At 43.9% G+C, this 14,497-nt stretch carries 13 protein-coding genes and 1 riboswitch; of the genes, 5 read left to right on the top strand and 8 right to left on the bottom strand.

What is annotated here, in order from left to right; genetic code table 11:
* The first annotated feature begins 90 nt into the window (after positions 1-90).
* Complete coding sequence (locus RXX31_RS05415; protein ID WP_317588076.1) at positions 91-2,427, top strand: hypothetical protein; 2,337 nt, start codon at positions 91-93, stop codon at positions 2,425-2,427.
* 108 nt (positions 2,428-2,535) lie between these two features.
* Here RXX31_RS05415 and tet(35) read toward each other — a convergent pair whose 3' ends face one another.
* Positions 2,536-4,137, bottom strand: a complete 1,602-nt coding sequence (gene tet(35), locus RXX31_RS05410; protein WP_317588075.1) for a tetracycline efflux Na+/H+ antiporter family transporter Tet(35) — start codon at positions 4,135-4,137, stop codon at positions 2,536-2,538.
* 109 nt (positions 4,138-4,246) lie between these two features.
* A riboswitch (Lysine riboswitch) is annotated at positions 4,247-4,427 on the bottom strand.
* A 592-nt stretch (positions 4,428-5,019) separates the two neighbouring features.
* Here tet(35) and RXX31_RS05405 point away from each other — a divergent pair.
* A complete protein-coding gene (locus RXX31_RS05405; RefSeq protein ID WP_317588074.1) occupies positions 5,020-5,427 on the top strand; it encodes an H-NS family nucleoid-associated regulatory protein in 408 nt (135 codons plus the stop codon).
* Between the two features lie 121 nt (positions 5,428-5,548).
* Here the strand turns inward: RXX31_RS05405 and RXX31_RS05400 are convergent, their stop codons facing one another.
* Positions 5,549-6,853, bottom strand: a complete 1,305-nt coding sequence (locus RXX31_RS05400; RefSeq protein WP_317588073.1) for an inosine/guanosine kinase — start codon at positions 6,851-6,853, stop codon at positions 5,549-5,551.
* Positions 6,854-6,969: 116 nt separating this feature from the next.
* Complete coding sequence (locus tag RXX31_RS05395; protein WP_317588072.1) at positions 6,970-7,239, bottom strand: hypothetical protein; 270 nt, start codon at positions 7,237-7,239, stop codon at positions 6,970-6,972.
* Positions 7,240-7,429: 190 nt separating this feature from the next.
* Between RXX31_RS05395 and mnmA the strand changes: the two genes are divergently transcribed.
* The 3 genes from mnmA to purB all read left to right on the top strand — a co-directional run bounded on the left by mnmA (position 7,430) and on the right by purB (position 10,720).
* Positions 7,430-8,572: a tRNA 2-thiouridine(34) synthase MnmA gene (gene mnmA / locus RXX31_RS05390; protein WP_317588071.1), complete on the top strand. Its 1,143-nt coding sequence runs from the start codon at positions 7,430-7,432 to the stop codon at positions 8,570-8,572.
* A 10-nt stretch (positions 8,573-8,582) separates the two neighbouring features.
* Entirely contained in the window at positions 8,583-9,200 is a 618-nt protein-coding gene (hflD, locus tag RXX31_RS05385) for a high frequency lysogenization protein HflD (RefSeq protein ID WP_014231478.1), read from the top strand.
* A gap of 149 nt (positions 9,201-9,349) precedes the next feature.
* On the top strand, positions 9,350-10,720 hold the full coding sequence (gene purB / locus RXX31_RS05380; protein WP_317588070.1) for an adenylosuccinate lyase: 1,371 nt from the start codon (positions 9,350-9,352) through the stop codon (positions 10,718-10,720).
* 106 nt (positions 10,721-10,826) lie between these two features.
* On the opposite strand, the gene RXX31_RS05375 is transcribed toward purB, so the two are convergent.
* From RXX31_RS05375 to RXX31_RS05355, 5 genes are read right to left on the bottom strand one after another with little or no spacing between them, the layout of a single operon-like run.
* A complete protein-coding gene (locus tag RXX31_RS05375; protein ID WP_317588069.1) occupies positions 10,827-11,363 on the bottom strand; it encodes a DUF3833 domain-containing protein in 537 nt (178 codons plus the stop codon).
* Positions 11,363-11,956 carry a chalcone isomerase family protein gene (locus tag RXX31_RS05370; protein ID WP_317588068.1) on the bottom strand — a complete coding sequence of 198 codons (594 nt, stop codon included), beginning with the start codon at positions 11,954-11,956 and terminating at the stop codon, positions 11,363-11,365. The genes RXX31_RS05375 and RXX31_RS05370 overlap by 1 nt, the downstream gene beginning before the upstream one ends.
* Positions 11,916-12,428: a DUF2878 domain-containing protein gene (locus tag RXX31_RS05365; RefSeq protein WP_317588067.1), complete on the bottom strand. Its 513-nt coding sequence runs from the start codon at positions 12,426-12,428 to the stop codon at positions 11,916-11,918. Before RXX31_RS05365 ends, RXX31_RS05370 begins: the two co-directional genes overlap by 41 nt.
* A gap of 6 nt (positions 12,429-12,434) precedes the next feature.
* On the bottom strand, positions 12,435-13,694 hold the full coding sequence (locus tag RXX31_RS05360; protein WP_317588066.1) for a cyclopropane-fatty-acyl-phospholipid synthase family protein: 1,260 nt from the start codon (positions 13,692-13,694) through the stop codon (positions 12,435-12,437).
* Positions 13,688-14,497, bottom strand: coding sequence for a DUF1365 domain-containing protein (locus RXX31_RS05355; protein ID WP_317588065.1), 810 nt, complete (start codon positions 14,495-14,497; stop codon positions 13,688-13,690). The genes RXX31_RS05360 and RXX31_RS05355 overlap by 7 nt, the downstream gene beginning before the upstream one ends.

Raw genomic sequence — 14,497 nt, 5'->3', positions numbered from 1 at the left:
TTTTGGTCTTTATAAATCAATAAGTTAAAACAGGCATGCTCTTTGCTCCCTACTCCTTAGTCATTAAACACGATGACACAGGAGCAGAAAATGACTATCAACAAGCTATCATCCAAGATATGGACAACCTCTCTTGCGATGTCTTCACTAGCTATGATGTTTACAGCACCAGCGTTAGCTAGACTAGATGGCGCGATTTTTACGACAACTCCAGACGGCGGTATCGTTAATGAGAATGTCCGCTACGAATCTAAAGAAGAAGTCTTTTTAGATGGCGGCCCAGGGCCAAATGCACCTGGACACGCTGCGGCGTTGCCTGCAGGAGAGTACTATTTCCAGGTCACCGATCCATCAGGCAAGTGTTTGTTATCCAGTGTTCCAGACAGCGCAGGAAGCAATGGTGGTACTTGTGAAGGAGAAAGCAAACGTAAAGGTCCTAAGACAAGCGCAAACAGTTTTGAAGCCGAGCCACTTGCATGTCGTCGTTTTTACTTTGATGGCAATGGCGGTGTGTCCTTTGTCAACGACTCGTACACCAAGATCCAAGAAGTAAAAATTCGCGGTAAAATCGAAACCCAAGTCATAGAGATAGATTGTAAGCACCAGCTTGGAAGTGATTATGTAGGTGTAGACCCGTCAGAGATGCCTGATGGACAAACAATCCAACTGTTCCCGTTTGCAAATACACCCAACCCAGGTGGCGTTTATAAAGCATGGGTATCTACTGCAAAAAGTGTAGTAGAAGCTTGTGAAGGCACTGACATTTACGTTGATGAAACTGGTGAAAACTGTAATGGCTTCTTTGGTTTTATTCCACGTAACTCTAAAACCGATAACTTCAAAGCTAATTTGGGCCAGCCTACAGTGGATTATCAAATCGGCTTACGAGCTTTCCATGATAGAAACTTGAACTGTACCTATGACCCTAGCAACGGAGATGAACTGATTTCTAACTGGGACTTCGGTGTTACCGAGCCAGACCCACTAGAAGAGCTACGAGGCATTTATCGTACCATTTCTGAGCCCGACACTGGTGATCAGATTCCCGTCACTTTCAGTGTTACTGAAAGAGCCAACTTATTTTGGCTAGTTGACCAGTTAATGTGGTTTGCAAGTGATGAAGCTTCTGCTTTGAATAAACCATTCTCTCACTTCACAACATTTGCTGATTTAAGGGATTACGGCAAGCTACACGAACTTGCATACTCACATAAAGAGTTTGTATCACCTCTTGCTTGCTACCTTGACCCTAACAACCTTTCGGACGAGCTAGTAAAACGTGACGCGCTTGAATTAGCCGATGATGGTATTGATGAAGATAATGATGGTATTTATGACGATGATAAAGGGTTTGTTCCAACAAGCTTTGTTAATGTACCTGGTATAGAGGTAGACGAACCAATTCTTGTGGTTGGATTTGGTAGTACAGGTTTTGCCACTATAGAAGTATGTAAGTCAAAAGACTTAAATATGGATGGAGCACATGATGAAGGCGAACCTTATGTCGAAAACTGGCCTATGATTTTACATATTCCTGAGAGTGTGCCTCTACCTGACAATATTACAGGAGAACTACTTGACTCTCTTCGCGAAGTTATCGAGCCTAAATTAAAAGCTGCAGGGATCATGGAAGAAGACGATTTCTTACATGAAGTTATCGATCGAACTGTCACTAAGAACACAAAAGCCGATGGCTGTGTGTCCTTCTTCGCTATGCTACCGAATGTCAAACCTGACAGCTATGGAACACTTGCACCGTATGTAGTGAAGGAAAAAACAGAGGGAATGCACTCTGACTGGAAAGTGACTTCTGAAACAACTTTCGTTGAATTCTTAGTAGAATCGGTACTAAGTTACGATAGTAATGGGTTACCTCTTATTGAGGGTGTTGTTACCCAGCGTTCTGACAATCTAAGTTCAGATTCGCCTTTTGTATTCCACAATATGTGTACACCTCCTCCAGTTGACTTTGATACGAAGGGTTACTGGCACAACCCAAATGGTATCTTAGAAATAACCCCAAGTGATATTTCATATGTTAACGGATTAGTTCCTTACCATACGCCATCTGACTACTCCGGTTTAGAACCATTTAATGATGTTGGAGAAGTCTCGGAGTTCTTGGTTGGTAGTAATAGTGATGCTGACGCTTATTTCCATCGTGAGCAATTAGCTCAACAATTGTTGGCCTTCATACTGAATGTACGACATCGCCTTGATGGGGACTATGCTGCTCAGCTAATGTTCGAAGGGAACTGGCAATCAGTTCAGTACATTATTGATACCGCAGTATCTGCATGGACAAATGCTCCTATTGATCCGCAAAGAGCAGTAAACGTGCAAGAAATCCTAAACGACTACAACAATAATGATGAGCTAGAAGTTATCCCGTATGACTATGGCTGTCCAGAACCATTCCCTGAATAATAATTAACCCCAAAAAACGCGATTGCCCCCCTCACCTAAATCGCGTTTCAAAAAAAAGCTCCGCTATTACTAGCGGAGCTTCCTCTTTTACAAATCAATCAAAACTCATTAAACGTTTTGATAAGACGCCATCTTAGATTTAGACAACCAAGACAATACTCCACATACAACCACAAAAGTCATTGCTGCGGCAGCAAACGAGATAGCGATAGACGCCGTCATGCCCAAAGTGATGAAGCCAACACAAGACACAAGTGCCACAGAAAGCGCGTAAGGCAACTGTGTAGACACGTGGTCAATATGATTACAACGAGCACCTGTTGACGACAGAATCGTCGTGTCTGAGATTGGAGAACAGTGGTCACCAAATACCGCACCAGCAAGTACTGCGCTCAACATAGGCAGCATAAGCGCGAGATCCGTTGCACCTGCCATATCACCCGCGATTGGCAACATGATACCGAATGTACCCCAAGATGTACCTGTTGAGAATGCCATCAAACCAGAGAGTAGGAACAGAATCACTGGCAGCCAGTGCGGGTCAATATTGCCTTGTGCCAACGTTGACAGGTAAGAACCTGTTTTCATGTCACCGATAACAGAACCGATCGTCCAGGCAAATACCAGAATCAGAATCGCGCCGAACATTGATTTCGCGCCAATCCAAAGCGTACGGATGATCTCAACCATTGGAATACCCTGCTTGAGCACAGTAAATAAACCAACTGCCAAGCCAAGCAAGCTACCGTAAATCAGAGACATACCTACATCGGTATTCTCAAATGCGCCCAATAGTGCGAACGCTTTACCATCCGCAGCCAACGCTTGACCACCGGTGTACATCATCGCCGCAATAGTCGCCACAATCAGCGTTACAATTGGCAGAACTAAGTCTGATACCTGGCCTTTCTCGCTCTCGCGAATATCAAGTTCTTCGTTAATTTCATGAGCTTCAGGCGCATCATTCTCTTTATCTTTATCAAAGCCACGACCTTGAGACGCCGAGATTTCATGATCACGCATCTTACCGACATCCAGACCGAACCACGCAACCGCAAACACCATCAGTAAGGCGAATACCGCATAGAAGTTCATAGGAATCAAACGAACGTATGCTCCCAGAGCCGAGTACTCAGTAATACCATGCGACACTAAGATGCCACCAATAATGGTAATAATATAAGCACCCCAGCTAGATGCAGGCATAATCACACACATCGGAGCCGCAGTTGAATCCAGAATGTAGGCCAGCTTAGCGCGAGAAACATAGAAGCGATCAGTAACAGGGCGAGAAATCGCGCCAACCGCTAGGCTGTTAAAGTAATCGTCGACAAAGATGAATACCCCTAAAAAGGCAGCGAGAAGTTTAGAACCACGCTTACTTTTAACACGAGATTGTGCCCACTCAGCAAATGCTCGAGTGCCACCGGATAGTGTCAATAACGCCGTTGTCATTCCCAATAAGATTAGGAAGCCAACAATACTCATATTCCAGGTGTTAAGGCCACCGTCTTCAACAAAGACAGAAGAGACTTGAGTACCAACATAGCTAGCGGTATCACCAAGTGACCAACTATTTAGTAGCACCGAACCAAGTACGACACCCACACCGAGAGAAATTAATACACGTCGAGTCAAGATCGCCAATGTCAAAGCGACAAGCGGCGGCAATAATGAAACGGGAGAACTAGAAAAATCTATTAAATTCATGATCTTCAAAAACCAAAGTTTGGCTAGAGATCTACTGCAGACAAGTTACGTTTCTCTTAAAACGTACTCATGTTGAACTTAGCGACAGGGAAGCGAACACTCCACCCAACCCTACAGTAGCGCTCCATAGTTTAATGTAAATATACTATGGCAGTGTTGTTCCTTTCGGATACAACCCCAACAAGCAATTTTGATGGATTACTTGCTTCGGCAATCTTCGCCTTCCACTATTATTCATTGGTATCACCCCAATAATAGCTACTCATCGCGACTGCGCCTCTACGGCAATAAGAAACAATTGTCCACCAATCTTACAAATTGGCAACAATTTATCTGCAATATTGCATCAGGTGGCGCTATTGTACTTATGATGAGAGCCAATGCAACACATCAAACTAAATTAAAACGATAAAACTCAGTTAAACCAACTTGTAGTGTTAACCCACTCCGATGTTACCCAAATCATTATTGTGCAACTGACATCACTTAAATTACGCTTTCTATGAAACCTTATTACTACACCCTATTACCATGATTTCTGTAATACTGATAAATAAGGTAAATATGATGCGAATACACAGCTGAGGTTTCTTTATGAAGGTGTGAAAAAATCTAAGCGCTTAATAAAAGTCATTAGCCAACTTCTGTCATTAGAATTATGCGATCAAACTTGAATTTCCATCTTATAAGTTTTAATTCTCAATAATAATATTAGTTTCTCTAAAAAAAGTTCCCAAAATTAAACGAAATCATGATTTAGTATTTGCACATAAGTAAAAGATAAAGTTAAATATAAGGACTTACTATTTATTTGTAGCATGGCATTATTTGATCGTAGCGATAAACGGTGCCAAACACATTAACCTATTAATAGGAATCGTTATGTCTGAGCTGACTAAAACACTTCTCAATATCCGTAGCCTTCGTGCGTTTTCTCGTGAGCTGACTCTTGAACAATTGGAAGAAGCTCTAGATAAATTGTCTACTGTTGTAGCGGAACGTAAAGAAGCGGAAGAAGCAGAACGCGCAGCACAAGCTGAGCAGGAAGCTAAATTAGCTGAAATCGCAGAAAAAATTGCTCAAGACGGAATTGACGTTGAAGCTCTTATTAATGCGCTATCAGGTGAAACTAAGACTAAAACAAAAGCTAAGCGTGCTCCTCGCCCTGCAAAATACAAGTACACGGACAATAATGGCCAGGAAAAAACATGGACAGGCCAAGGTCGTACACCTTCTGCAATCCAAGAGCAGCTTGATGCAGGCAAATCACTGGATGATTTCCTAATCTAATTTCTGGATATATAAAAGGCTCCTCCGGGAGCCTTTTTTGTATCTATTAGACAAATAAAAATGGCACATATCATTATGTGCCATTTCTACATTTGTAAATGAACTGTTAACTTTGACTAAATTAACGTTCCCAATATGCTTCTTCTAAACTATCTTCTCGTTCTGGCAAGCCGCGAGAAAGACGCGGAGAATGCTGAACAAGAACTTCATAACTCGCACGGTTTGCGTATTTACAAACTTGTGAAAAAGAAGAGTAAGTTAAATACTCATTCGTGTGCTTACTTGAATTAGGCACATTTTCTTTATGGTATTTATTTGCCGCCATATCGTGCAAAATCGCAGACAAAGCCGCATCACCTGCACCATTGGTATTTTTAATTTTTTCCGGGCCACCCATATATGGTGCAATATGAGAATACACTTTAACCGGTGTTTCACACGCTTCTTTTTGTGCAGGTCGGCTAAATTCATAGCGGTTAAACTCTGCAATGGATCCTGGCAGCAATGGTAACGTCGTTTCGCGCTTAGCACTATCTTCTGTATAACCCGCCATAAATAAACCAACAGGTCCAGCAGTACACAATACCAAGTCAGCCCAATCCAACGTCTTGTCTGATGCCGCTAAAGGATCAGATTCACCAGTCAGTGCTTCGGCTTCATCTTCATTCATTGCGACAACAGAAACATGGTCACGAATGAACGCTTGCCAATATTGAGGATCGTCCTGGATTACAAATTTAGTTCCCAATGTCAGCACAACCGGCACATCATACTTTTTCGCGTACTCGATCGCCTTCATGGTTGCTTCCGGCATTGGGTCGCCCTCTTTGCAACGCACCAGGTAAGACGTCAATAAAAGCGCAGACGCATTTTTGAAGATTTTCTCTGGGATGCTATCGGGATGAAGTTGGTTCATCTGACCTTCGCTGATAGCAAAAGTACGTTCACCGTCTTCTGTAATCAGAGCAAAACAACGCCCTATTGAGCCATTAACACCTTGAAGGTAGTTCAGATCCATTCGGCTGGATGTATTACACAAATAACGGTAGCCGTAGCTGCCAATTTTAATATCCTGGCTCATCACCCCCAACAAGGTAGAACGATCATCAGCAAGAACCGAGTAATTATGCAGCGTATTGCCAATCGTACCACCAGCGTATTCGTTGGTGATGAGATTCTCTTGTTTTAAATGCTGATAAAGCGCTTCTGCTGTTGCATCATCAATCACTAAAGAGTGACCTTTACTCAAACCGTATTTTTCAATCACATCAGTCGTCACTTTGGCTTCAATATCGACCAGTGTTTGATCAATACCGATGATGTGAGTACGCGTCATCTTCTTGCTTTCTTGTGCTTGACTGACTAATGGGTCGCGAGCATGAACAGGAAAATAATGCTTGGATTTGCGTTGTCCAGGAAATTTCATATTGTTAGTCTGAGTAAGGGATGGAAAGGAAAACGGATTCTATACCGCGAATAATACGGCGGCAATAAAAGCGATTATAGCAAACGTTTGCCCCTCTATTTTTTATTTACGGCGACTTATTCACCTTCCATAAAGCTTAAATCTGGCAGTTGATCCAGGTGCTCGCTATAGCGATTCAGATTAAATTCACCTTCGTTTTTCATCACATCAAATACTTCAATCGACATCGCGCAAGCCATCATTGCCACTGCGTCTTCACGGGGCGTCCCCGTCATCATTAATCGCATCAGTGTTTCTTTGGCTTTAATCGGATTGCCATCTTCTAGCTGGTTTTCAACAATCTCAATTAACTCAGCTTCTTGCATAAATTGGTTTTCTTCCGTCATCTTGATATTACCTCTTGGATTTTTGGCAACTATGCCATATATATCCTCTCTATACTTATGAAATTACTATTTGGTGGTGCTGTTGACGAAAAAGACAGCAAAATCGAAGTGTGATTTCGATCTCGGAACTGTCACCGGTCACTGGATTCTGGTAGAATCTGCGTCCCGTTTATTTAAGTGGTGTTTAGTAATGTCTGACAATAGCCAAAAGAAAGTCATCGTCGGTATGTCCGGCGGCGTTGATTCCTCTGTTTCTGCGTATCTTCTAAAGCAACAAGGCTACCAAGTAGAAGGCCTGTTCATGAAGAACTGGGAAGAAGATGACAACGAAGAATATTGCACAGCAGCAGAAGATTTAGCCGACGCTCAGGCAGTATGTGACAAGCTTGGCATCCACCTACACACCATTAACTTTGCTGCAGAGTACTGGGATAACGTATTTGAGTACTTCCTTGCCGAGTACAAAGCCGGTCGCACGCCAAACCCAGACATTCTTTGTAACAAAGAAATTAAGTTTAAAGCGTTCCTTGAATTTGCTGACGAAGTTCTGGATGCAGATTACATTGCAATGGGCCACTACGTACGCCGTTCTTTCCCAGAAAGCTCTTTACCTGGTGAAAAACAGGAGAAGCCACAAATGTTACGTGGCTTGGATAGCAACAAAGACCAAAGCTACTTCCTATACACATTAAGCCACGAACAAGTTGCGCGCAGCCTGTTCCCGGTTGGTGATCTGGAAAAACCTGAAGTACGCCGTATCGCGGAAGAACAAGGTCTAATTACAGCGAAGAAGAAAGACTCGACTGGTATCTGCTTTATCGGAGAGCGCAAGTTTACTGACTTCTTAGGCCGTTACCTGCCAGCTCAACCAGGCAACATCGAAACGCCAGAAGGTGAAGTCATTGGCCAGCACCAAGGTTTGATGTACCACACGCTAGGTCAACGCAAAGGTCTGCATATTGGCGGCCGTAAAGGCGGTGGTGGTAATGAAGACCCATGGTTTGTTGGAGAGAAAGATCTTGAACGTAACGTACTGATTGCGGTTCAGGGTAAAGACCATCCGATGCTAAAATCAGAAGGTCTACTTGCGTCACAACTGCATTGGGTAGATCGTGAGCCAATTCGCGATGTTATGAAGTGCACGGTAAAAACTCGTTACCGTCAGCAAGATATTCCTTGTACAATCATCCCTATCGATGATGAGAACATTAAAGTGATCTTTGATGAGCCACAAATTGCAGTGACTCCGGGTCAATCCGCTGTATTCTATAAAGAAGACGTTTGTCTGGGTGGCGGTATCATCGAACAACGCATTAAATATTCTCAAGCTTAGGAGTTGTTACGTGGCGAATACACTTTATGACCGTACTATCGCGTTTGCTGGCATTTGCCAAGCTGTTGCTTTGGTTCAACAAGTTGCGAAAAACGGACATTGTGATCAAGATGCCTTTGAAACATCCATTAACGCTATTTTGAACACCAGCCCAGCCAACACGATTGGTGTATTTGGTCGTGAAGCCGACCTGAAGCTCGGTCTGGAGTGTCTGGTTAAAGGCATTGATAGCACGCCATCTGGCAGCGAGCTTACTCGCTATATCATCAGTCTGATGGCATTGGAACGTAAATTGACGGCACGCAACGACGCCATGTCGCAACTTGGTGATCGAATCCAGATGGCACAGCGTCAAACCGACCACTTCGAGTTGATGGACGATCAAATGATCAGCAACCTGGCAAGCATTTATCTGGATGTGGTCAGCCCGATTGGTCCGCGTATTCAAGTTACGGGTACGCCTGCAGTACTACAACAAACCTCAATCCAGCATAAAGTACGTGCTCTGCTATTATCCGGTATTCGTAGTGCTGTGCTTTGGCGTCAGGTTGGTGGCAAGCGTCGCCACTTGATTTTTGGTCGCAAGAAAATGGTCGAACAGGCACAGATCCTGTTGGCCCGCATGTAAGAATAACAACCACGAGCTCGCGTTTATCGCGAGCTCGTTTTTTAGAATACAATCACTCTCGCGCAAACGTTTGCGCAATGTTCGTGACAATTGCCACAGTTATTGGTATAACGCTCACGAAATTTAGAAACCCAATTCAGGAGAACATCATGGAACTGTCAGCATTGACTGCTGTTTCACCAGTAGACGGCCGTTACGGAAGTAAGACAATTGCGTTACGCGAAATTTTCAGTGAATACGGTCTACTAAAATACCGTACTATCGTTGAAGTCCGCTGGTTACAAAAGCTAGCTGCTACTGCTGAAATCGCAGAAGTGCCAGCATTCAGCGCAGAAGCGAACCAATTCCTAGACGACCTTGCTGCAAACTTCTCTGAAGAAGATGCGCGCCGAATCAAAGAAATCGAGCGCACAACTAACCACGACGTAAAAGCGGTTGAGTACTTCCTAAAAGAAAAAGTAGCTGATGTTCCTGAACTACATGCAGTTAACGAGTTCTTCCACTTCGCATGTACTTCTGAAGACATTAACAACACTTCACACGCGCTAATGCTGAAAGAAGCGCGTGAGACGGTAATTCTTCCAGAAATCCGCAACCTAATCGACGCAATCAAAGCACTTGCTGTTGAACACCGTGACATTCCACTTCTGTCTCGCACACACGGTCAGCCAGCTTCTCCATCAACAATGGGTAAAGAGATGGCTAACGTGGCGTACCGTATGGAACGTCAATACAAGCAGATCGAAAACGTTGAGATCCTAGCGAAAATCAACGGTGCAGTAGGTAACTACAACGCACACCTGTCGGCTTACCCAGAGTTAGACTGGCACAAGTTCTCTGAAGAGTTCATTACTGAATCGCTAGGCGTAACCTGGAACCCATACACGACTCAAATCGAACCACACGATTACATCGCAGAATTGTTTGACGCAGTTGCACGTTTCAACACAATCCTTATCGATTTTGACCGTGACATTTGGGGTTACATTGCACTAGGCCACTTCAAGCAGAAAACCATTGCTGGAGAGATCGGTTCTTCAACAATGCCACACAAAGTTAACCCAATCGACTTTGAAAACTCTGAAGGTAACCTAGGTCTTGCGAACGCAGTATTTGGCCACTTAGCGCAAAAACTGCCTATCTCTCGCTGGCAGCGTGACCTGACTGACTCAACGGTTCTACGTAACCTGGGTGTTGGTGTTGGCTACGCAGTGATTGCATACACTTCTACATTGAAAGGTATCAGCAAGCTAGAAGTTAACCGTGAAGCTCTACTTAAAGAGTTAGACCAAAACTGGGAAGTGCTGGCTGAACCAGTACAAACAGTCATGCGTCGTTACGGCATCGAAAAACCATACGAAAAGCTAAAAGAGCTAACTCGTGGTAAGCGTGTAGACGGTGAAGCGATGCGTGTGTTTATCGATGGTCTAGAGATTCCTGAGCACGAAAAAGCACGTCTGAAAGAAATGACGCCAGCAAACTACATCGGTCAGGCAATCGAACTAACTGATAAGCTGTAAGGTTCTAGGTTCTAGGTTCTAGGTTCCAAATCGAAAAAGGTTGATGTGAGAGCATCAACCTTTTTTATTTCTCTAAGCCTGTAACAGTGACCAAGGGTTCCCAGGTTTACTGTTTTTGAAAGAATAACGTGATGGTCCCCACTTCTACACCGAATTTTTTAATTTTGGTCAGATTAAACACGTGTTTCTCATCCTGGCGATAAAGCCAATCATCAAAAGCGACCGTAAAGGTGTCGTCATCAACTTTTAACTCAAAATCATATTGCCACTGCAATGCATTCCCTCGCTCTTGGCCAGTTGCCACGCCAACAATATCATCCGCTTTTCCCTGATAACGATTATTTTCCAGTTTGGTAATCACCCATATTCGTTGGTCTAGTTCGCCATCATCGAATACGAAATCCTCCACTAGGGTCAGTTCATTGCCTTTTACTGTGCCAACAATATCCACTTCGAATCGTCTGGTTTGCTGATCGGTATAATCTTGCACCATTCCCCACGCTTTCACATTGCCCTCAAAATAACCAAACAGATCAAAACTAGGTGTGGTGGTCTGATAATTGTCTATGTCTGCGGAGCATGAACTTATAAAAATGGTAACGACGCTCACCGTCACAATGATTAAGCGTTTAAAAACATTCACTATCTCACCTGCCCTATCAATTGTTTACGAAGTTTCGGAAACTCAGTCTTTGGAGACAACCAAATGGAGAGAAAAGCATCGTTCAGCCCTTCATCCTCAACATAGCCCACCGTTACCGGAGAAACCTCTCCGGCACGACGATAAAGAAGGTGACCCGATTTCCCGTCGGTTACGTAAGCGAGTTCATCACCTTTTTTTATATTCGGGTACATCTCATTTAGCTCTGAAAGCCATTGTTGACGACGCTGCTGATTCACACCGAGCTTTTGCCATTGCTCTTCTGTTACCTCAAGCAACTGCTGCTTTGTTACATCACGCTGATAATAGATTTCAAGCGCAAAAGGATGAGGCGACACATCCGCACTCACCTGATAGCGTCCATCCGGCGCTCGTAAACGTGATTCATAGATATCAAAGATAAACCAGGTTAATTTTGCCTGGCCAACCGTTTTCCATTGTCGCCAGTCCGCCGTGCTTACCTTGGTCGTATCGGCACCCACGCTCTGTGCATACAAGGGACCAGACATAGTTAAACCGATAACGAGCAATACACTAGTTAGACTGTTGGTTAAATTTCCCTGTAAGCTTCTCATTTCCATACACCCTGAGTATCAGTAGCGTTACGACGAACCACTCGATAAATAAAATCACCAGAGTGACAATAACGTCATAACCAAAATCCACGGCTTGGAGTTTGTAACCTGCAAAATAACTGGCCCCTCCTCCGATGCCGCCTACTATTGATACGTAAGTTTTAGGGAAACGATACAAAACGGTCTTAAGTTGACAGGCATACCAGGCAAACATCACCCACAAGCAGAACAACCAGAGTGGTAACCATAAGGTTGGAAAGATCAGAAGAGAAAACTGTTGGTTAATACTATCAAGGGCAAGCCCGAACATAGTGATCACAGCGATGGGTTTCAATGCAGCCGCATCGCGTAAGGCACAATAGGCAATGGTGACCAACGTAAAACAAACGGTAAGCCATTGCAACTGATAGGTACCGAGTACCGCCGCAAACCAGCACAGTTGAAACCAGGTTGAAGCAAGCAATATTTTCATGACGAATTACGGACGCTGGAAAGTCATGTGCACGGTACTGATGCTTCGGGCCAAAAACCCACCCTCACAGTAGCTCAGGTAATAGCGCCACATACGTACAAATCGGTCATCATAACCAAGCGCACGAACTTGTTTCTCGGCGATATTAAATCGGCGGTGCCATTCATTGAGCGTTTTCGCGTAGTCGAGGCCAATATCGAACAGGTCACGCACAACCAGATCACTATACTTGGTAGTGGCTTGCGTAAGCGAGGTAACAGAAGGTAAAAAACCACCCGGGAAAATGTACTTCTGAATAAAGTCGACGTTATTGCTGTAATATTCATAACGCTGATCGGCAATCGTAATCGCCTGAATAGCCATTAAACCACCTGGTTTGAGCAGTGATTCGCACTTCTTGATGTAGGACGGCAAAAACGCTTTCCCCACCGCTTCAATCATCTCAATCGAAACCAGTTTGTCATACGTACCATTCAGATTTCGGTAATCCTCTTTGAGCAAGGTGATTTTATCCGCTAAGCCTTTCTCTTCAATCTTACGTCTGGTGTAAGCATGCTGCTCGTCTGAAATGGTGGTGGTGGTTACCTGACAACCATATTGCTCTGCCATGTATATCGCCATCGCGCCCCACCCCGTACCAATCTCAATAACGTGATCAGATGGCTTTAAATCGAGCTGCTGACAAAGACGATCCATCTTATTTATCTGAGCTTGCTCTAGAGACTCGTTATCTTGGTGAAATAGCGCCGAAGAATAAAGCATTTCACTATCAAGGAATGACTCATACAGCTCGTTACCCAGATCATAGTGAGCATGAATGTTTTTTCGAGAATTCTCTTGTGAGTTGCGGTTAGCCCAATGGCTGACTTTGTAAAATAGCTTGGTTATCCAGCTACCCTGATCTTCTATTTGGTCTAATGCACGCATGTTGATCGCCATCAGCTTCATAAGTGCAGTGAGATCCGGGCTGTCCCACCAGCCATCCATGTATGCCTCACCCGCAGCGATACTTCCACCTCGTAATAGGCGCGAGTATAAACCGGGATGTTTCACTTCGATGGTAGCAACAACCGGCTGACCGTTATACGACCCATCAGGTGCAGTAAAACGTTCACTTCTTTGTGTCGTGTCTGAATTAAAGCTCTCTATTAAGGTTAAGCAACCAAATTCCATTTTTTTCAAACATTGAACGATCACTCTGCGAGCCGCTTTTTGAGTTGTAGTCAGTTCGCGCGGTAATGTGATTGCACTACTACTATTCAACATGCAGAATTCTCCTTGTTATCTCTTTTGTTATTTTTATTCTCTGGCTTTGTTTTACTTTCAGCTGAGTATTTAGGATGAGAATAAAAAGGTGCTCCTTTTCTCCATAACTTTAATGCGTGCCAGTAAATCCCAAATACCACTTTTACCGTTTGGATTGGTGTCACAACTAAGCATTTCATCAGGCTTTTGCTTGATAGAACCTTCGCTTTCATCGCCATTGTGGCATCAAAATGCTTACCGTCTTTGTGACACTCCAAGTGGATATTGAGCTTGTCGGTCAACGGTTTAATCTTCCACAGGTATTGTTGGTCAATCGGGTTAAACGGGGAGACATGAAATGCTTTCTCTTGCTTCCAGCCAAACTGCTCATCTTCCTGATCAGCACAAATAGCGTAATAATGACGCTCATTCCAAGGTGTATTACTCACTTCGGCCAACAAGTATTTCCATTCACCCCGCTCGTTATAAATATAATAGAAATTAACCGGACTAAAATAGAGCCCTAAATAACGCAAGTGACAAACCGCGATGACTCTGCCACGGCATCGTACGCCTGTGAGGTTTTCCAGCTTGTCTTGTACCGCCTGCTTAAGGTTTCCTTCACCGACATAGTCACTGCGCTTAAATCTCGCCCAGTGCCACCAGCGGGTACCGAACCCCCACACATTGATTTCGAGCTCACCAAGTTCATCGAGATCAATCGCCGGCATAAATAACGAATAGTTCAGTTCATGCAACACGGGCGTAAATCGTCGGTGCCTTACATTGCCGATAAACAACCGGCTGTTCATCCCGCTAACCAT

Origin of the sequence: Vibrio sp. EA2 (assembly GCF_033042495.1) — a bacterium.
In the GTDB taxonomy this organism is placed as follows: Bacteria; Pseudomonadota; Gammaproteobacteria; order Enterobacterales; family Vibrionaceae; genus Vibrio.
Note: the sequence above shows the minus strand (reverse complement) of the source record. Positions and strands in the feature narration are given on the sequence as shown.

What these genes read in the sequence shown, in the direction of transcription:
- RXX31_RS05415 (WP_317588076.1), top strand. Translation starts at nt 91, where the DNA reads ATGACTATCAACAAGCTATCATCCAAGATATGGACAACCTCTCTTGCG.
- RXX31_RS05405 (WP_317588074.1), top strand. Translation starts at nt 5,020, where the DNA reads ATGTCTGAGCTGACTAAAACACTTCTCAATATCCGTAGCCTTCGTGCG.
- RXX31_RS05400 (WP_317588073.1), bottom strand. Translation starts at nt 6,853, where the DNA reads ATGAAATTTCCTGGACAACGCAAATCCAAGCATTATTTTCCTGTTCAT.
- RXX31_RS05395 (WP_317588072.1), bottom strand. Translation starts at nt 7,239, where the DNA reads ATGACGGAAGAAAACCAATTTATGCAAGAAGCTGAGTTAATTGAGATT.
- mnmA (WP_317588071.1), top strand. Translation starts at nt 7,430, where the DNA reads ATGTCTGACAATAGCCAAAAGAAAGTCATCGTCGGTATGTCCGGCGGC.
- purB (WP_317588070.1), top strand. Translation starts at nt 9,350, where the DNA reads ATGGAACTGTCAGCATTGACTGCTGTTTCACCAGTAGACGGCCGTTAC.
- RXX31_RS05370 (WP_317588068.1), bottom strand. Translation starts at nt 11,956, where the DNA reads ATGAGAAGCTTACAGGGAAATTTAACCAACAGTCTAACTAGTGTATTG.
- RXX31_RS05365 (WP_317588067.1), bottom strand. Translation starts at nt 12,428, where the DNA reads ATGAAAATATTGCTTGCTTCAACCTGGTTTCAACTGTGCTGGTTTGCG.
- RXX31_RS05360 (WP_317588066.1), bottom strand. Translation starts at nt 13,694, where the DNA reads ATGTTGAATAGTAGTAGTGCAATCACATTACCGCGCGAACTGACTACA.
- RXX31_RS05355 (WP_317588065.1), bottom strand. Translation starts at nt 14,497, where the DNA reads ATGGTTAGCGGGATGAACAGCCGGTTGTTTATCGGCAATGTAAGGCAC.